Below are 15,475 nucleotides of genomic sequence, written 5' to 3'. Positions count from 1 at the left end.
CTGTGCGGTGCGGGACTCAAAGGGGCAGCCCTGAGTGCGAAGCACGGAGACGCAAGTAGCGGGGCGCTACGCGCCGCGGGAAGCCGGCGGCGAAGCCACCGGCGACACCGCAGCGAAGGGGCGGTAGCGACCGACCGAGGAACACAGCGAGCCGCGCGAGCCCTCACGACTGGGGCTTTGGAGATGTTATCCGCGGTTCCGTCGGCAGCTGTTTATAAACGAGCGACCGAGCCACCCACCGCTATCGCCACACTGACGATCCCTCCGGTGAAACGCGCGGTTCCGTATTACTCGAACCGGTACGTCGCGCCGTCCGGGCCGTCCTCGATCTCGACGCCGACCTCGCCGAGCGCGTCGCGGAGCTCGTCCGCGCGCTCGTAGTTGCCCGCCTCGCGCTCGGCCTCACGGACGTTCAACACGAGTTCGACCAGCTCGCCGGCGAGGTCGACGTCGCCGTCGCTCGGCGACTCGAACTGGAGGCCCAACACGTCGCCGCCGAGCTCTTCGAACGCTTCGACCGCCTCGCGGAGGCCCCGGTAGTCGTAGGCGGCGTCTACGTCACGGGTCTCGTTCCCGTCATCGTCCCCCTCGTCGACCGCGTCCACGTGCCGGTTCACCGCGTCGGTGAGATCGAGGAGCGCCGCGGTCGCCTCCCGGAGATTGAGGTCGTCGTTCATCGCGGCCGCGAAGTCGTCGCGCGCGGTCGCAACCGCCTCGCGGAGGTCGTCGTCTTCGGCTTTCGCTCGGGCCTCGGTCGAGTCGAGCGCCTCGACGGCGCGGTCGTACGTGCGGGAGAGCCGCTCCCAGCGCTCCTCGGCCTCCCCGATCGTCTCCTCGGTGAGCGCCTGCTCGGAGCGGTAGGCGGCGCCGGCGTAGAACGTGCGGACGACGTTGACGCCGAGTTCGTCGAGGGCGTCCGGAACGGTCCAGAAGTTGCCGATCGACGAGGACATCTTCTCGCCGTCCATCTCCAGCAGGCCGACGTGGAGCCAGTGGCGCGCGAACGCCTCGCCGGTCGCCGCCTCGGACTGCGCGATCTCGTTCTCGTGGTGCGGGAAGACGAGGTCGCGCCCGCCCATGTGGATGTCGAGGGTGTCCCCGAGGTGCGTCGTCGACATCGCCGAGCACTCCACGTGCCACCCGGGCCGCCCCTCGCTCCACGGCGACGCCCACGTCTCGCCCTCGGGCGTCTCCGCGCCGTGGTCGTGTTTCGCGTGTTCGCGCGCCGCGGTCTCGCTCACGCCGTCGGCCTTCCACAGCGCGAAGTCGGCCGGATTCCGCTTCTCCGAGCGCTCGTCCGGCTCGCCCTGCGCTTCGAGCGCGTCCAACTCCTGGTTCGAGAGCTTCCCGTACTCGTCGAAGCGGGTCACGTCGAAGTAGACGGAGCCGTTCGACTCGTAGGCGTACCCCTCCTCGATCAGGGTCTCGACGAGGTCGACGATCTCCGGCACGTGCTCGGTGACGCGGGGGTACACCTCCGCCCGCCTGAGGTTGAGTCCGCGCATCGCGTCGAACGTCGTGGCGGTGAACGCCTCGGCCACGTCGCGTTCCTCGGTCCAGTCGTCGCGCTCGCCGACGCGGGCCGTGATCTTCTCGTTGACGTCGGTGACGTTCTCGACGTGGCGTACGTCGTAGCCGAGGTGTTCGAGCCACCGGTGGAGCACGTCCGCGTGGAACCACAGGCGGGCGTGCCCGAGGTGCGGGTCGTCCGACACCGTCAGGCCGCAGACGTACAGCGTGACGTCGCCGTCGGCCGTGAACTCGACGCGCTCGTCTTCCAGGGTGTCGGTAACGACGAGACTCATTACGAGACGGTTGCCGAGGTGAGCGTTTCAAATCGTCGGATCGCGCGAGACGACGACCACCCGCCCGACGCGGTCGGCGGGTCGATCGTGGACGCCTTCGGTGACTTGGCGGTGAACACCTCCAAAGCCCCAGTCGCGAGGCCGAAGTACGCTCGCTGTGCTCCTCACTCGGTCGCTCCGCTCCCTCGTTCCGGTGCTTGCGTCGCCTACGGCGGCCTCGCGACTGCCCCTTTGAGTCCCGCCCCACACCGCAACCGCACCTCACGCCTCCCCAGCCTCGTCGGCCTCCCTGCGGTCGGCCGACTCCCTCGCACGCGCTCCTCACGGCCGCCGCAGGCGGCCGCTCGGAGGCGCGCGCCACCGTAGTTCAATTTATACATCGACGACATTCTCCCTCACGCCTCCCGCGTCGTCCACTCCACCTCGTACCCCGCCTCGCGTACCGCCTTGAGGACGCGGTCGACGTGGGCAGGGCCGTTCGTCTCCACCTCGAAGACGAGGTCGGCGTCGCCGACCGGCAGGTCAGGTCGGCTGCGCTCGTGGCGCACGGTCCGGATGTTCGCGCGCTCCGCGCCGATCAGGGTGCTGATCTCCCCCATCGTCCCGGGCGTGTCGTCGATCCGGACGGAGAGCTCGATCAGCTGGTGGCGGTCGACGAGGGCGTGCGTCACCACCTCCTTCAGCGTCGTCACGTCGATGTTGCCGCCGCAGAGAAGCGGGACGACGGTCTCGCCGCCGAGGTCGAGATCGTCGACCGCCTCGTCGTTCAACAGGGCGGCCGCGGCGGTCGCGCCCGCGCCCTCGACCATCTGCTTCGCGCGCTCCAAGAGCAGGAGGATCGCGTTCGCCACGTCGTCGTCGCTCACGACGACCGCCTCGTCGAGGTGTTCGTCGAGGAGTTCGAAGGTGAGGTCGCTCAGCCCGCCGGTCGCGATCCCGTCCGCGATCGTGTCGGGTTCGTCGCGCGTCACGAGTTCGCCGGCCGCGAGGCTCTCCGAGAGCGTCGACGCGCCCTCGGTCTGAACGCCGACGACCCGCGTCTCGGGCGACCGGGCCTTGACCGCGGTTGCGACCCCGCCCGCGAGCCCGCCGCCCCCTACGGGGACGAGGACGGTGTCGACGTCGGGCACCTGGTCGAGCACTTCCAGGCCGAGCGTCCCCTGTCCCGCGACCACGTCGGGGTCGTCGAACGCGTGGACGAACCGCGTCCCGGGGTCGTCGGTCAGCGTCCGAGCGTGCGCCATCGCCTCGGGGAACGCGCTGCCCCGGAGGACGACCTCGGCGCCGTAGGCGCGGGTCGCCTCGATCTTCGCCGCGGGCGCTGCCTCCGGCATCACGATCGTCGCTTCGATCCCGGCGTCGGCCGCCGCGAGCGCGACCCCCTGTGCGTGGTTGCCCGCGCTCGCGGCCACGACGCGCTCGATCGGGACCTCCGCGGCGCGCTCTCCGGACCCGTCTATCGCCAGCGAGATCGCGTTGTACGCGCCGCGCGTCTTGAACGAGCCGGTGCGCTGGAGGTGTTCCATCTTGAGACGCACGTCGGCGCCGCACCGATCGCTCAGCGAGCGACTCCGCTCGACGGGCGTCCGCTGGACGATGTCGGTGCCGGCGAGCCGCTCGGCGGCGGCCTCGACGTCGTCGATCGCGACTGGGGACATAGCGGAGCCGTTCTCGGGGCCCCACGAAAAGGACTCGGTTACGGAACGCCGGTACCACCCACGGGTCCGCACCGCTTCGCGCCGACCCGCGCCCGCTATCGCTTCCCGAGCGCCTCCTCGAAGACGCGCTGCGCGCGCTCGTACCCTTCGTTCCGGTCGACGATCGGGTGCGCGTAGTCGGGCGCGAGCTCCTCGCGCTCCGCCCGCGAGAGGGTCGGCCAGTCGACCACCTTCCCGGACGGCACGTCCGAGAGCTCCGGGACGTACGCCTTCACGAATCGGGCGCCGTCGTCGTACTTCGACATTTGGCTCACCGGGTCGAAGATGCGCACGTCGACGGAGTCGGTGCCGGTGGAGGCGGTCCACTGCCACGCGCCGTGGTTCGAGGCGTAGTCGTGGTCGATCAGCTGCTTCGTGAAGTAGCGCGCGCCGCGCCGCCAGTCGATCAGGAGGTGCTTCGTGAGGAAGCTCGCGACCACCTGCCGCGGCCGGTTGTGGATGTACCCCTCCTCGTTCAGCTGTCGCATTCCGGCGTCGACGAGCGGGTAGCCGGTCTCGCCGCGCGTCCACGCCTCGAAGGCGTCGTCGTCGTCGCGCCACGCGATCTCGTTTGGGAACGACTTGTAGTTCGACACGGCGAGGTCCGGGTTGTAATACAGCAGGTGGTACATCTGCTCGCGCCACGACAGCTCGTACCGGTACTTGTCGACGTTGCGGCGCTCCCCGCCGGTCACGGCGTCGTACACGTCGCTCGCGCCCGCCCACAGCTCGCGGACCCCGATTGCGCCGGTCGCGAGGTACGGAGACATCCGCGAGACCGCGTGCGTCGGGGCCTCGACGGCCCGCGCGAGGTCGTCGCGGGTGTCGTTGTACGAGGTGATCCCGTAGTCGAGGAACTCGTCGAACCGCTCGCGGGCGGCCTCGTACCCCGCGTCGGGGAGGTCGATGTCGGCGTCGGGCTCGGGGACGGTCTTCCCGTCGCGCACGTCGGCCAGCGCGGCCGCGTCCGGCTCCGCGTACGGCCCGCGCTTCGGCACGGCCTCCCAGTCGCCGTGGAACTGGCTGTGGTTCGGATAGCGCGCCTCTAGCCGACCGGGGTCGACCAGCACGATGTCGGTCCGCGAGTCGGTGTCGACGCCTTCGCCGGCGAGCGCGTCCTCGACCGCCCGCTGTCGGTTCCGACGGGCCGCTCGGTACTGTTCGTTGTAGAACACCGCCTCCGCGTCGTATTCCGCGGCGAGGTCGACGAAGACCGCTTCCGGGTCGCCGGCGCGGACGATCAGGTCGCTCCCGAGTTCGCGGTACCGCTCCTCTAGTCGCTTCACGTGGCGGAGGAAGAACGCGCGCTGCCGCGCGCCGACCGTTCCGAGCAGGTCGGCGTCGTACACGAACACCGGCACGACTTCACCGTCCCGAGCCGCGGCGGCGAGCCCGGCGTTGTCCCGCGTTCGAGCGTCTCCTCGGTGCCAGAACAGGCGCATACGATCTCCAAGGGCGCCAGCGGATAGTGTCTGTCGCCGGCGTCTCGGCGCGCCGCCGTCCCCGCCTCCGCCAGTACGTTCAAGACGCTCCGTCACGAATCCTGACCTGTATGACCCGACGCGATCCCTTCGACGAGATAGAGGAACTGTTCGAGCGGATGGGCCGCGAGTTCGAGGAACTCGGCGGCACGCTGGAGGGCACCGGCCCCGAGGTCCCGCGGTTCCCGGGGGCCCGCGACGTCGACGTCGACGTGGTCGAAGACGACGAGGCGATCACCGTCGTCGCCGACCTCCCCGGATTCGACGCCGACGACGTGGATGTCGAACTGCGCGACGACGCGCTCGTTATCAGCGGGTCCCGCGAGGAGTCGAGCGAGTTCGATATCGCCGAAGAGGACGGTGCCGACGATCCGGACGACGGCGAGAGCGGTCCGGCCGACGTCCGCTACCACCGGCGCGAGCGCCGGCGCAGCTCCGTCTCCCGTCGGGTTCCGATCCCCGAACCCGTCGAGGCCGACGCGGCGGCGGCCTCCTTCGACGCCGGCGTCCTCACCGTCACGCTCCCCAAGCGCTCGCCCGACGACGACCGCGGGCACACGATCGACGTCAGCTGAGCCGCGCTCGCGTCGTCGGGTGTGACAGGGGGTGCGCCGCGGCCGGGATACCGGGATCCGCCACCGCCGCGAGATAGCACGCGTCAGTCGCTATTTAACACCTCACGGCTCCTCTCTGTCGGTATGAACACGACGAATCCCTTCGACGAGATCGAGCAGTTCCTCGGCCGCACCCCCCTCGGGGGCGAGCGGGCTCGGGGCCGCGACCTCCGGACCGCCGACATCGACGTCGCCGAGTACGCCGACGAGTTCGTCGTGATGGCCGACCTCCCGGGGTTCGATCGCGACGAGATCGATGTCCGAGTCCGCGACGACCGGCTCGCCATCGCCGCCGAGCGCGACGCGGAACGCGAGGACGCAGACCGGCGATACATCCGACGCGAGCGGCGCCACGAGTCCGTCACTCGGACCGTCGGCCTGCCGACGAACGCCCGTCTTGACGACGCCACCGCGACGTACCGGCACGGTGTCCTCACTGTAACGGTCCCGCTCGATGTCCTCGACGCGGACGAGGGACGCCGGATCGACGTGAACTGATCCGCCCGGCTCGACCCCTGCCTCTCCGCCGATGCTTTCTCCACGTACACCGTGCTATCGACTCACATGAACGACGGCGACCGCACGGCCGAACGACGCGACCTCGTGAGCGCGCTCCGACGGCGTCTCGACGTGAGCGAGCAGACGCTCTCGGCGATCGGAGCCGTCCCCCGCCACGAGTTCGTTCCCGAGGCGCATCGCGAGTCGGCGTACGCCGACCGGCCGCTCCCGATCGGCCACGACCAGACGATCAGCGCGCCGCACATGGTCGCACTGATGACGGATCTCCTCGACGTCGAGCGCGGCGACCGCGTCTTCGAGGTGGGGACTGGCTGCGGCTACCACGCCGCGGTCGTCGCCGAGGTCGTCGGCCCGGGGAACGTCCTCTCCGCCGAGCGGGTCCCGGAACTGGCCGCCGCCGCCCGCGAGCGCCTTGCCCGTCTCGGCTACGACGTGGCCGTCGCGGCCGCCGACGGCCGAGAGGCGTTCCTCGACGAGGCTCCGTTCGACGCCGCTTACCTCACCTGCGCGGCGCCCGAGGCGGTTCCGGACGCGGTTGTCGACCGTGTCCGGGCGGGCGGCCGCGTGGTCGCCCCCGTTCGCGAGGGTGGTCGCCAGCGGCTCGTCCGACTGACGCTCCGCGAAGGCGGGATCGACCGCGAGGACCACGGCGGCGTGCGGTTCGTCCCGATGCGATAGTCGGCCCGCCGAACGCACGGTTTTAGAGGACCGAGTCCCGAGACTGCGCATGGACGACGCGTCGCTCAGGGCGGACATGATCGAGGGGCTCGAACACCAGATCGGCGAGCCGATCGAGCCGCCCGTGCTGACCGCGCTTCAGCGCGTCCCGCGCGATCCCTTCGTCGACGACTCGCCTCGCGGCGGCGCCGTCGACGGCGACGACCCGCACTCGCTCTCGCTCCCGACGCTGGTCCGTCTCGTCACCGCGCTCGACGCCGCCGAGGGCGACTCGGTCCTCGTCGTCGGTGCGGGGATCGGCTACTCGGTCGCGATGCTCGCCGAGATCGCCGGCGCGCGGCGCGTCCACGCGGTCGACATCGACCGCGCCGCCGTCGCCGCCGCGCGGTCGAACCTCGACGCGGCCGGTTACGGGGCGGTCCTCGTCGACCGCGCGGACGGCGCCGACGGACTCCCCGCGTACGCGCCGTACGACCGGATCCTCCTCGAAACCGCCGTCGTCGAGCCGCCGCGTTCCCTCAGGGACCAGCTCGCGCCCGACGGGCGAATCGCCTACCCGCGCGGCGCCGGCGTCCAGACGGTCGCCGCGATCGAGCCGTCCGCCGGGGGTCCCGACGCGGGCGACGCCATCGCGTCCGGCGCCGGTACGGACGACGATCCGGCGCCTGACGGCTTCGAAACGGTCGAGACGCACGGGCCGGCGCGGCTCCAACCGATGCTCGTCGACGGCGAACAGCCCGGAACGGAACGGAACCGAACTCGGCGGGAGGACGCGGAGCGCGCCGAGCGCAGCCGGCAGCGACGGCACGGCTGGGAACAGGACTGGATCGACTGGGACAGCCGGCTTTAACCGACTCTCCTCCGCCGCTCGCGGCGTCACTCCTCGACGACGAGCACCTCGGTGTTCCCCCGCTCGTCGACGTAGTCGCCCTCCGCCGGCGGCTTGATGTCGATCGCGAGCGTCCCGTCGGCCTGATTCGGCCCGAGTTCCGGCTCGACGTCGACGGTCGCGACCCCGTCCTCGTTCGTCTTCGCGGTGACGACGCCGTCGATCTGCGCAGAGCCGCCCCGGACGATGACCGTCGCGTCCGCGATCCGAGAGCCGTCGGGGTCGACGACGGCGACGTCGACCGACTGCTCGCCGGGCGTGGTCACCTCCGGCTGGGGCTGCGCGTCGAGCTCCGTCGCGGCCAGCCCGTCGATGTCGCCGATCATCCCCATCATCACGCTGAGGCTGGCGACGCCGACGACGAGCGCGATGACGAGGCGGACCGGGAGCCCCTCGATCGCGCGGGTATCGGTGCTGAACGTCCGGCGGTTCGCGGTGCGCGAGTCGTGTGTTCGATCGGACATACGCCGCGCTGGCCGCGGTATCTGATATAAACGATCGGACGATCCGGGCGGCGCCGCGGCGGACGCCCGAGAGACGCGCCCGACGACCGGGACCCGATCCGGCTCCCGGCGCTTTTTGTCTGATGCCGAGGCCACCCGGCCGCGTGTACGTACTCGGCCGCGACGACGGGACCGACCGTACTGAGGGGGCTGACCGCGGCGACTGCGCCGACCTCCGTGACAGTGCTCACCGCGACGGTGACCGTCCGCCTCACACCGCTCGGATCGGCTCTTTCCTCGCCCGCGACGGCAGCGCCGGCGCTCCGGTCGGCGTCGACCTCGACCGCCCACACGCGGGCGTCGTGTTCGGGAAGCGCGGCACCGGGAAGTCGTACACCCTCGGCGTCCTCGCCGAGGAGCTGGCGGACGCAGGCGGTGTCGCCCCGGTCGTCGTCGACCCGATGGGCGTCTTCGCCGGCCTCGAAGCGGCCGGCGGACGGACCGTCGACCCCGCGGTCCGTCCCGCCTCGATACCGCCGTCGGCTTGGCCGAACCTCCTCGGCCTCGCCCCGGCGAGCGGCCCCGGAACCCTCGTCTGGCAAGTCGTCGCGGACGCGGTCGACGACGGATCTGGAGAGGCGACGGACCGTAACGCCGCGAGCGGAACGACCCCCTCGCCGTCGCTCGCGGCGCTCCGCGAGGCGGTCGACGCGGCCGACGCCCCGGCGGAGACGCGTCGCGCCGCCGCGAACCACCTCCGGCTGGCGGCCTCGTGGGGAGTCTTCGACGCCGATGCGCCGCCGGTCGCGTCGCTGGCGGCCGACGGCGACCCCGCGGTCCTCGATCTCGCCGGCGTGCCCGACGCCGCCGCGGCGGCCGTGGTCCGCGCTGTCGCTCGCGGGCTCTACGACGCGCGGATCGCGGGCGATCTCTCCCGGCTCCCGTGGCTGCTCGTCGACGAGGCGCACGCCTTCTTCGACGGGGTGGCCGACCCCGCGCTCCGGACGCTCCTCACGCGGGGCCGCGCGCCGGGCGTCTCGCTGGTCTGTGCGACCCAGCGTCCGGCCGCGCTCCCGAGCGTCGCCGTCTCGCAGTCCGACCTGCTCGTCTCCCACCGGCTCACGGCGGCGCGCGACGTCGAGCGACTGGCGGCGGCGGAGGCGACGTACCTCGCCGGCAACCTCGCATCGCGGCTTCCCGAGGGCGTCGGCGAGGCGCTCGTCGTCGACGACGCCACAGAGACGGCCCACACGGTCCGGATACGGGAACGCCGGACGCCGCACGAAGGCGAGAGTCCGCGCGCGAGCCGGCTATCGGACCCCGAACCGCACTGACGGGTCCAGAACGCACAAGCCGCCCCGGAAATACGCTAGCGCATGGACCGAACGCCGTACGGATTTCTCCTCGTCGCGGCCGGGGGCTTCCTCGGTGCGGTCGCCAGACACGCCGTCGACGCGGGAGTCGCCGGCGTCCTCACCGCGGCCTCGTCCGGCGACCGCCTCATCGCTCTCGGCGGCGTCCCGCCCGGCGCGGGGACGCTGGTCGCGAACGTCGTCGGCTCGTTCGCCCTCGGTCTCCTCCTGACTCGCGCGTCGAGCGACCGGGTCCGGCTGCTCGTCGGGACGGGCGCGCTCTCCTCGTTCACGACGTACAGCACGTTCGTCGCCGACGCCGTCGCGCTCGGAACGACCGCCGGCGCGGGATACGTCGCCGGTAGCTACGCGGCCGGATTCGCCGCGGCCGCACTGGGGCTCGCCGTCGGGAGGCGCCGGCGATGAGCGTCTCGCCGCTCCTCGCGACGGCGCTCGTCGGCGTCGGCGGTGCGCTCGGCGCGGCCGGCCGTCACGCCGTCGGGCTCCGTATCGAGGGGCGCCGGTCGGTCCTCCTCGTCAACACCCTCGGGAGCCTCGCCCTCGGAGCCGTCTCCGCCGCGCCGATCGGATCGGCGGCGACGCTGCTGTTCGGCGTCGGCTTCTGTGGCGCGTTCACGACGTTCTCCTCGTTCGCGGTCGGGGCCGTCCGGACGGCGAGCGAGACCGGTGTTCGCGCCGCCGCGACGCTCGCGGCCTCGAACCTCGCGGCCGCGCTGGCCGCGTTTGTCCTCGGTTCGTCTCTCGCCGTCGCGGTCGCCGGCTGACGGAGGCTCACGGCGGCCGGGCCGTTCCTCCCCGACAAGCGACAAGTACAGGCTCCCCCGGTTCCTATGCGAGTGCGTGACCGACACCGACCGCTCCGTCGACGGCGAGTCGACCGCTCCGGCCGACTCGGGTGGTCCCGCTGACGACGTTACCCCCGAGGACGTCCCCGACTTCGGCGACCTCTCGATCCTCCAGCGCGGGTTCGTCGCCGCCGCGCAGAACCCCTCGCGCGGGCTGCTGGTCGTCGGCCTCTTCGTGTTCGCGCTCGCCTTCTACGCCGCGTTCTGGCTGTCGTTCCCCGGCGCCGCCGGACTCCTCACCGCGATCGCGCTGATCGTCGTCGTCGTCGCCGCGGCCGTCTACTGGCTCCTCGACCGCCTCTCCCGCTGAGCGGCCCCTCGCCCGGATCGCTTTCGCCCGTTTCATTGGGAACGGCTCCCCTCGACGGTCTCACGGCCGCGGCTCGTAGAACCCGCGGAGCGGTCGACCGAACGCGGGGGCGAGCGTCGCCACCGCCTCGCCGACCAACACGTCGCGGTCGGCGAACGCCGGTTCCACCTGCGCGCCGAGCGCCACGTCGCCCGCGGCGTCGCTCTCTAGGTACCCGCGGACGGTGACGAACTCCCGCTCGCGCTCGACGACGTACCGGTCGCCGTCGATGAACGGCCCGTAGGTGTCCGGGTCGACGTCGTCGACGTACGACTCGTAGAAGTTCGCGGCGTGCTTCCGCACCGCGACCGGCGGCCCGTCGTGGCGCGCGACCGCCGGTCGCTCGGTCACCTCCAGTTCCGCGTACAGCGCGGCCCGCGTCGACTCGACGGCTGCGGCGCGCTCGGGCACCTCCCGGTCGCCGCTCCCCCCGTCGGCGTCGCTCCCCCCGCCGCCGTTCCTCGTTCCCGCTGCGTCGGTCATGGCGCGCGCTCGGAGCACGTCGAACCCGTGATCGTTGAGCCCGCCGACGATCCCGTCCAGCGATCGGCGGAGCTGCGGCCACAGCTGGTCGTCGACCACGTCCGGCGCGTCGAACACGACCGCGACCGGCGTCGTTCCCCGTCGGTCGAGATGCGCTCGCACTTCCTCGGGGTCGAGCGGTTCCGGTTCGTCAGGCTCGAAGAGCGCCTCGCTCGGGGCCGCGAGCAGCTCCCGCGCGTAGTGCTGGAAGCGTGCGAGGTTCGTCGCCGACAGGACCGCCGCGACGTTCCGCGTCGGGTCCGTCGGATCGACGACGACGAGGGGATCCTCGAACGTGCGCTCGGCGTGCCCCTCTGGGTCGAACTCCACCGGGGGGTGCCAGCTCCGCGCCGACTCGACGAGCGGGACGAACCCGCCGAGCTCCAAGACGAGCAACTCCGTGAGGTACCCCGAGAACCCCTCGGTGCGGAGGTCGCTGCCGTACGCGCCGATCCCCTTCAGGAACGCCTTCGCGAGCACCACGTCCGCGGCGAGGTCGTCGTCGAGCCGCGCAGAGAGGTACGCGTCGTGGAACGGGGTGCGGTCGACCGCGGAGACCAGATCCCCCGCCGTCTCCACGTCGTGACAGGGGACGAGGTCCACGTCGAACCCCTCGTAGTTCCCCTTCACGTACGGGTGTTCGGCGTACTCCTCGTGGCCGTCGGGGAGGACCGCGTGCCCGACCGCCAGCCCGTACTCCTCCAGCTCGGCGCGGTCGAGATCTGCGTCGAACCGGACGAACAGGTCGATGTCGCGGTCGCCCGCGACCCACGTGCCCCGCGCCGTCGACCCGACTTGGACCACGTCGGCGCCGACGGGGAGGTCGGCGATCGCCTCGTGGGTCCGGTCGGTCAGTGCCGTGGCCGCCGCTCGCAGTCGCTCCCGCTCTTCCGGCTCGGGAAGGACGCGCTCGCGGACCCGTGACAGCACCGCCTCCAGATCGTCCATACCGAACGGTCTCGCGGTCCGGCCGAAAACGTGTCGGTCGGATCGGCGGCGCGGCGGGCCGACGGAGCGCCGCCGCCGTCCCGCGGTCCGGCCCGTCGGCTTCCGCGCCGTCGGGCGGAAACGAAAGCCATATCAAAAGGACGCGAGTACCCGAAAACAGGCCGAAGTAGCTCAGTTGGTAGAGCGCCTCGCTGTTAACGAGGCGGTCCCAGGTTCGAGTCCTGGCTTCGGCGCCTCCCTTCGTACGTTTCTCGTCTATGCTCTCACCAGACCGTAGTCCTATTTTGCTCGTTTCCGCTCTGACTGAGTATGCCGAATCGAAGCGAGCAATTTGCTTCACTCGAGGAGCCACAGAAGCGCGGCCAAGCGGCCGAAGCGATCGTAACTGATACTTATCGAAGATGCTGGTGACACACAGATGACTATCCGGTACGAGCGGTCAAACATAACATATCAAAAACATCAATTGGCACGAGGATTACCATCTCAACGAAACATTAGCTTCGCTTGGTTCCAACCCGATAGGATAAAGAGGAACCGAGAGACAAATCGATCCGTGGCGGGCCTTTAGCTTAGTCCGGTTAAAGCGACTCGCTCATAACGAGTTGATCGCCGGTTCGAATCCGGCAAGGCCCATTCCGGTTTTTCACCGATTCCCCGCTGTATCTGGCCGTCTACTCCTGCTGGAGCGTCACGTCGGTCGCGGTCTCGTTCGCGGGGTCGTCGCTCACCGGACCCGACGTGTCCCGGATACCGGCGGTATCCGCGATCGCCGGCGAGATCCGTCACGGAGCGGTTAACGCGGGAGGGGCGCACGGTGCCCGAGCCGACGCGACGACGACTACTCCAGTAGCCCAACCAGTTCGTTCACGTCTTCGACCACGGCGTCCGCGCCGTTACCGGCGAACTTCTCGCGCCCCGCCTCGCCGGTGAGCCCGCCGGTGAGGACGCCAACCCCGTAGTAGACGCGCGTCTCGTCAGACTCGTCGGCGTTGCGTGCGGTCCGCACGTCGTCGAGGGTGTCGCCCGCGAACGCGACCCGCCCGGCGCCGAACCGCTCGGCGAGCTCGACGAGCGCCCGCGGGTGCGGCTTCCCCTCTTCCCAGTCGTCCATCGTGAACCGCCGGTCCTCGGGCACGTCGAGGCCGACGCGGTCCAAGGCGATGTCGGCCTCGGCCGCCGGCCGCCCGGTGAGGACGCCCACGTCGAACCGCCCGGTGAGGTCGGCGATCGTCTCGGGGTCGACGAGCGTCGGCTCGTCGTGGATGTACCCGTCGGCCTCGAACGGCGGCTCGCCCCCCTCTAACTCGCGGTACAGCTCGCTGCCGAGGTACAGCGCCTGAAACGTCTCGCGGAGCGCGTCCCGGTCCCACTGGTCGCGGACGCGGGCCTGTGCGACTCGCGGGAGGTCGCCGACGACCTCCTTGGCGGCGTCGAGCCCGCCCCCGAGCTCGCGGACGCGCTCGGTGAACTCGTCGACGTCCATCCGGAGCCCCTCGCGGCGGGCCAACACGAACAACGCCGCCGCGTCGGTCAGCTCCCAGTCGTTGTTGAACCCGCCGGCGTCCTTGAACGCCTGGACCGCGTCTGGGTCGATCGGCTTGCCGCAGACCCGGTCGACCGATTCGAGGATCGCCCGACGGTAGGAGTCCGCCACGTCGACCAACACCCCGTCGATGTCGAGGACGACTGCGTCGACCTGCATACGGGTACCCCCGACTGGCGCCCGAATGAACGTTCGGGTTCGCGGTCGGCGTCGCCGGTTCGAGCCGTGCGGCGTCCCGGCCGCCGGTCCGTTCCGTCACCGCGCGACGAACACGACAGTTCCCGACTCCGTCGACTTCCGAGAGACGTCCACGACCGGCTCCTCGAACCCGAGCGTGGTGAACAGGCAGGCGGCGCCGAGTCGCTCCGCGAGCGCGACGGTCGCCCGCTGTAGCTCCGCCGGGAGGTTCCGAGCGTACACGGCGTCGACGCCGCCGGGCGCGTCCGGAGCCTCGCCGGCGATCTCGTCGCCCGCGCCGATCCCGAGCGCGCTCTGCGCCGCCCGCTCGTCGTCGGCCGCGAGCGCCGTCACGTCCGCGGCGACGACGCGGAGCGTTCCCCCGCTCGGCGCCTGCCTCCCCGCCGCCGCGTCCTGCGCCGCCTCGCTCACTTCGATGTCGATCGCAACGACCTCGTGGCCCCGATCGGCGAGCGCACGGGCGACGCCCGGCCGGCGGCCGACTCCGACCTCGATCAATCGTTCGTACCGCCCGAGTGCGGCGACGAGCGCCCGCTCCGACGGGGGTGGTCGTACCACGGCGCGGCCTTTATGACCGCGGCGTTCAAAAGCGGTTCCATGCTCGTGGACATCGTCCCGGTCGGGGAGGTCACCCCCCGAGTGAAACGGGAGGCCTCCGGTGCGCTGCGTTCCGTATACGACTGCGACGTGACGGTCCACGACGATCAGCCGATCCCCGACTCCGCCTTCGAGGCAGATAGGGACCAGTACCGCGCCGAGGACCTCATCGAGACGGTCACTCGGGTCGGCGGCGGCGAGAAGAACATCGGCATCACGCCCGAGGACCTCTACTACCGCCGCCGGAACTACGTGTTCGGCCTCGCGTACCTCAACGGCAGCGGCTCCGTCATCTCCACGCACCGCCTCCGCACCTCCTCCGACGGCGGCGTCTCCACCAAGCCCGCGGTCGACGTGTTTGGCGACCGCGTCCGCAAGGAGGTCGTCCACGAGATCGGTCACACTCTCGGCCTGGAGCACTGCGACAACAGCAAGTGCGTGATGTCGTTTTCCCCGACCGTCCGCGAGGTCGACGTGAAAGAGGAGAACCTCTGTGGCACCTGTTCGCGGATCGTCCGCTGACGCGGCGCGACCGGCGTACCTTCCCCACGATCTGTCGCCCGATACCTCTCCGGTCGCCAATCCCTCTCCGATCGCCGGTAGACGTAAAGTCCGGCCCGCACAAGGGACGGGTATGGCCGCAAAGCCGGAATACCGCGACCGGCCGGACGTCGAGGTCGCGCTGCTCGACGCGCTCGTCGACCGCGGCGACGAGGGAATGACCGTCCTCGAACTGCGCGCGGCCGTCGACGCAGACATCGACGCCGTCGAGGAGGCCCTCTCGACGCTGAAGGAGGACTCGCTGATCACCGTCGAGTCCGAGGAGCACGTTCGGGTGTACGCCCACGAGAAGGTCGTTCCGGACCCGGAGGCGCCCGACGACGACCCCTCCGAGAGCCTCGTCGACGCGATCCGGGACCGACTCGGACTGTAGCCGTCGGAGACGGCGGCCTTTTGCCCCTCGATCGCCA

General features: G+C 71.0%; 17 protein-coding genes and 2 tRNA genes. 12 read left to right on the top strand and 7 right to left on the bottom strand.

Annotated features, from left to right (window positions below; all coding sequences use genetic code 11):
* Nucleotides 1-287: 287 nt before the first annotated feature.
* The 3 genes from cysS to EXE52_RS07605 all read right to left on the bottom strand — a co-directional run bounded on the left by cysS (nucleotide 288) and on the right by EXE52_RS07605 (nucleotide 4,944).
* The gene (cysS, locus tag EXE52_RS07615) at nucleotides 288-1,805 is read right to left on the bottom strand and encodes a cysteine--tRNA ligase (protein ID WP_089308030.1); all 1,518 of its coding nucleotides are present in this window, start codon (nucleotides 1,803-1,805) and stop codon (nucleotides 288-290) included.
* A 395-nt stretch (nucleotides 1,806-2,200) separates the two neighbouring features.
* A complete protein-coding gene (gene ilvA, locus EXE52_RS07610; protein ID WP_049931432.1) occupies nucleotides 2,201-3,463 on the bottom strand; it encodes a threonine ammonia-lyase in 1,263 nt (420 codons plus the stop codon).
* A 95-nt stretch (nucleotides 3,464-3,558) separates the two neighbouring features.
* Complete coding sequence (locus EXE52_RS07605) at nucleotides 3,559-4,944, bottom strand: deoxyribodipyrimidine photo-lyase (RefSeq protein WP_089308029.1); 1,386 nt, start codon at nucleotides 4,942-4,944, stop codon at nucleotides 3,559-3,561.
* A 110-nt stretch (nucleotides 4,945-5,054) separates the two neighbouring features.
* Between EXE52_RS07605 and EXE52_RS07600 the strand changes: the two genes are divergently transcribed.
* The 4 genes from EXE52_RS07600 (at nucleotide 5,055) to EXE52_RS07585 (ending at nucleotide 7,644) form a co-directional block, all read left to right on the top strand.
* Nucleotides 5,055-5,558, top strand: coding sequence for an Hsp20 family protein (locus EXE52_RS07600; RefSeq protein ID WP_086220424.1), 504 nt, complete (start codon nucleotides 5,055-5,057; stop codon nucleotides 5,556-5,558).
* 123 nt (nucleotides 5,559-5,681) lie between these two features.
* A complete protein-coding gene (locus tag EXE52_RS07595) occupies nucleotides 5,682-6,095 on the top strand; it encodes an Hsp20/alpha crystallin family protein (protein ID WP_089308028.1) in 414 nt (137 codons plus the stop codon).
* A gap of 66 nt (nucleotides 6,096-6,161) precedes the next feature.
* Nucleotides 6,162-6,794, top strand: a complete 633-nt coding sequence (locus EXE52_RS07590) for a protein-L-isoaspartate(D-aspartate) O-methyltransferase (protein ID WP_049931436.1) — start codon at nucleotides 6,162-6,164, stop codon at nucleotides 6,792-6,794.
* Between the two features lie 49 nt (nucleotides 6,795-6,843).
* Nucleotides 6,844-7,644: a protein-L-isoaspartate O-methyltransferase gene (locus EXE52_RS07585; RefSeq protein ID WP_089308027.1), complete on the top strand. Its 801-nt coding sequence runs from the start codon at nucleotides 6,844-6,846 to the stop codon at nucleotides 7,642-7,644.
* A gap of 26 nt (nucleotides 7,645-7,670) precedes the next feature.
* On the opposite strand, the gene EXE52_RS07580 is transcribed toward EXE52_RS07585, so the two are convergent.
* Nucleotides 7,671-8,147, bottom strand: a complete 477-nt coding sequence (locus EXE52_RS07580; RefSeq protein ID WP_089308026.1) for an Ig domain-containing protein group 1 domain-containing protein — start codon at nucleotides 8,145-8,147, stop codon at nucleotides 7,671-7,673.
* A 143-nt stretch (nucleotides 8,148-8,290) separates the two neighbouring features.
* On the opposite strand from EXE52_RS07580, the gene EXE52_RS07575 reads away from it, so the two are divergent.
* The 4 genes from EXE52_RS07575 to EXE52_RS07560 all read left to right on the top strand — a co-directional run bounded on the left by EXE52_RS07575 (nucleotide 8,291) and on the right by EXE52_RS07560 (nucleotide 10,654).
* On the top strand, nucleotides 8,291-9,460 hold the full coding sequence (locus EXE52_RS07575; protein ID WP_394338095.1) for an ATP-binding protein: 1,170 nt from the start codon (nucleotides 8,291-8,293) through the stop codon (nucleotides 9,458-9,460).
* A 42-nt stretch (nucleotides 9,461-9,502) separates the two neighbouring features.
* Nucleotides 9,503-9,904 (top strand): CrcB family protein, encoded by a 402-nt coding sequence (locus tag EXE52_RS07570; protein WP_089308024.1) that lies wholly within the window; start codon nucleotides 9,503-9,505, stop codon nucleotides 9,902-9,904.
* Nucleotides 9,901-10,263 (top strand): CrcB family protein, encoded by a 363-nt coding sequence (locus EXE52_RS07565; protein WP_089308023.1) that lies wholly within the window; start codon nucleotides 9,901-9,903, stop codon nucleotides 10,261-10,263. Before EXE52_RS07570 ends, EXE52_RS07565 begins: the two co-directional genes overlap by 4 nt.
* A 76-nt stretch (nucleotides 10,264-10,339) precedes the next feature.
* Complete coding sequence (locus tag EXE52_RS07560) at nucleotides 10,340-10,654, top strand: hypothetical protein (RefSeq protein ID WP_049931442.1); 315 nt, start codon at nucleotides 10,340-10,342, stop codon at nucleotides 10,652-10,654.
* A gap of 60 nt (nucleotides 10,655-10,714) precedes the next feature.
* On the opposite strand, the gene cca is transcribed toward EXE52_RS07560, so the two are convergent.
* Nucleotides 10,715-12,163: a CCA tRNA nucleotidyltransferase gene (cca, locus tag EXE52_RS07555; RefSeq protein ID WP_086216291.1), complete on the bottom strand. Its 1,449-nt coding sequence runs from the start codon at nucleotides 12,161-12,163 to the stop codon at nucleotides 10,715-10,717.
* A gap of 160 nt (nucleotides 12,164-12,323) precedes the next feature.
* On the opposite strand from cca, the gene EXE52_RS07550 reads away from it, so the two are divergent.
* Together EXE52_RS07550 and EXE52_RS07545 are read left to right on the top strand one after the other, a co-directional pair.
* Nucleotides 12,324-12,396: transfer RNA gene (locus EXE52_RS07550), tRNA-Asn, on the top strand.
* A gap of 328 nt (nucleotides 12,397-12,724) precedes the next feature.
* A tRNA-Ile gene (locus EXE52_RS07545) sits at nucleotides 12,725-12,799 on the top strand.
* Nucleotides 12,800-13,004: 205 nt separating this feature from the next.
* On the opposite strand, the gene EXE52_RS07540 is transcribed toward EXE52_RS07545, so the two are convergent.
* Both EXE52_RS07540 and EXE52_RS07535 read right to left on the bottom strand, forming a co-directional pair.
* Entirely contained in the window at nucleotides 13,005-13,868 is an 864-nt protein-coding gene (locus EXE52_RS07540; protein ID WP_089308022.1) for a TIGR01548 family HAD-type hydrolase, read from the bottom strand.
* 96 nt (nucleotides 13,869-13,964) lie between these two features.
* Complete coding sequence (locus EXE52_RS07535; protein ID WP_089308021.1) at nucleotides 13,965-14,465, bottom strand: UPF0146 family protein; 501 nt, start codon at nucleotides 14,463-14,465, stop codon at nucleotides 13,965-13,967.
* Between the two features lie 39 nt (nucleotides 14,466-14,504).
* Here EXE52_RS07535 and EXE52_RS07530 point away from each other — a divergent pair, with 39 nt between their 5' ends.
* Both EXE52_RS07530 and EXE52_RS07525 read left to right on the top strand, forming a co-directional pair.
* Nucleotides 14,505-15,026 carry an archaemetzincin family Zn-dependent metalloprotease gene (locus EXE52_RS07530; protein WP_049931446.1) on the top strand — a complete coding sequence of 174 codons (522 nt, stop codon included), beginning with the start codon at nucleotides 14,505-14,507 and terminating at the stop codon, nucleotides 15,024-15,026.
* 112 nt (nucleotides 15,027-15,138) lie between these two features.
* Complete coding sequence (locus EXE52_RS07525; protein WP_049931447.1) at nucleotides 15,139-15,438, top strand: DUF6432 family protein; 300 nt, start codon at nucleotides 15,139-15,141, stop codon at nucleotides 15,436-15,438.
* Nucleotides 15,439-15,475: the final 37 nt, after the last annotated feature.

Origin of the sequence: Halorubrum sp. CGM4_25_10-8A (genome assembly GCF_005435025.1) — an archaeon.
Taxonomy (GTDB): Archaea; Halobacteriota; Halobacteria; order Halobacteriales; family Haloferacaceae; genus Halorubrum; species Halorubrum ezzemoulense.
The sequence above is the reverse complement of the archived record's forward strand: the minus strand, read 5'-3'. Positions and strand labels throughout refer to the sequence as shown.

Bases quoted from the DNA above. Each gene is read 5' to 3' on its own strand.
- cysS (WP_089308030.1), bottom strand. From the start codon at position 1,805: ATGAGTCTCGTCGTTACCGACACCCTGGAAGACGAGCGCGTCGAGTTC.
- ilvA (WP_049931432.1), bottom strand. From the start codon at position 3,463: ATGTCCCCAGTCGCGATCGACGACGTCGAGGCCGCCGCCGAGCGGCTC.
- EXE52_RS07605 (WP_089308029.1), bottom strand. From the start codon at position 4,944: ATGCGCCTGTTCTGGCACCGAGGAGACGCTCGAACGCGGGACAACGCC.
- EXE52_RS07600 (WP_086220424.1), top strand. From the start codon at position 5,055: ATGACCCGACGCGATCCCTTCGACGAGATAGAGGAACTGTTCGAGCGG.
- EXE52_RS07595 (WP_089308028.1), top strand. From the start codon at position 5,682: ATGAACACGACGAATCCCTTCGACGAGATCGAGCAGTTCCTCGGCCGC.
- EXE52_RS07590 (WP_049931436.1), top strand. From the start codon at position 6,162: ATGAACGACGGCGACCGCACGGCCGAACGACGCGACCTCGTGAGCGCG.
- EXE52_RS07585 (WP_089308027.1), top strand. From the start codon at position 6,844: ATGGACGACGCGTCGCTCAGGGCGGACATGATCGAGGGGCTCGAACAC.
- EXE52_RS07580 (WP_089308026.1), bottom strand. From the start codon at position 8,147: ATGTCCGATCGAACACACGACTCGCGCACCGCGAACCGCCGGACGTTC.
- EXE52_RS07570 (WP_089308024.1), top strand. From the start codon at position 9,503: ATGGACCGAACGCCGTACGGATTTCTCCTCGTCGCGGCCGGGGGCTTC.
- EXE52_RS07565 (WP_089308023.1), top strand. From the start codon at position 9,901: ATGAGCGTCTCGCCGCTCCTCGCGACGGCGCTCGTCGGCGTCGGCGGT.
- cca (WP_086216291.1), bottom strand. From the start codon at position 12,163: ATGGACGATCTGGAGGCGGTGCTGTCACGGGTCCGCGAGCGCGTCCTT.
- EXE52_RS07540 (WP_089308022.1), bottom strand. From the start codon at position 13,868: ATGCAGGTCGACGCAGTCGTCCTCGACATCGACGGGGTGTTGGTCGAC.
- EXE52_RS07530 (WP_049931446.1), top strand. From the start codon at position 14,505: ATGCTCGTGGACATCGTCCCGGTCGGGGAGGTCACCCCCCGAGTGAAA.
- EXE52_RS07525 (WP_049931447.1), top strand. From the start codon at position 15,139: ATGGCCGCAAAGCCGGAATACCGCGACCGGCCGGACGTCGAGGTCGCG.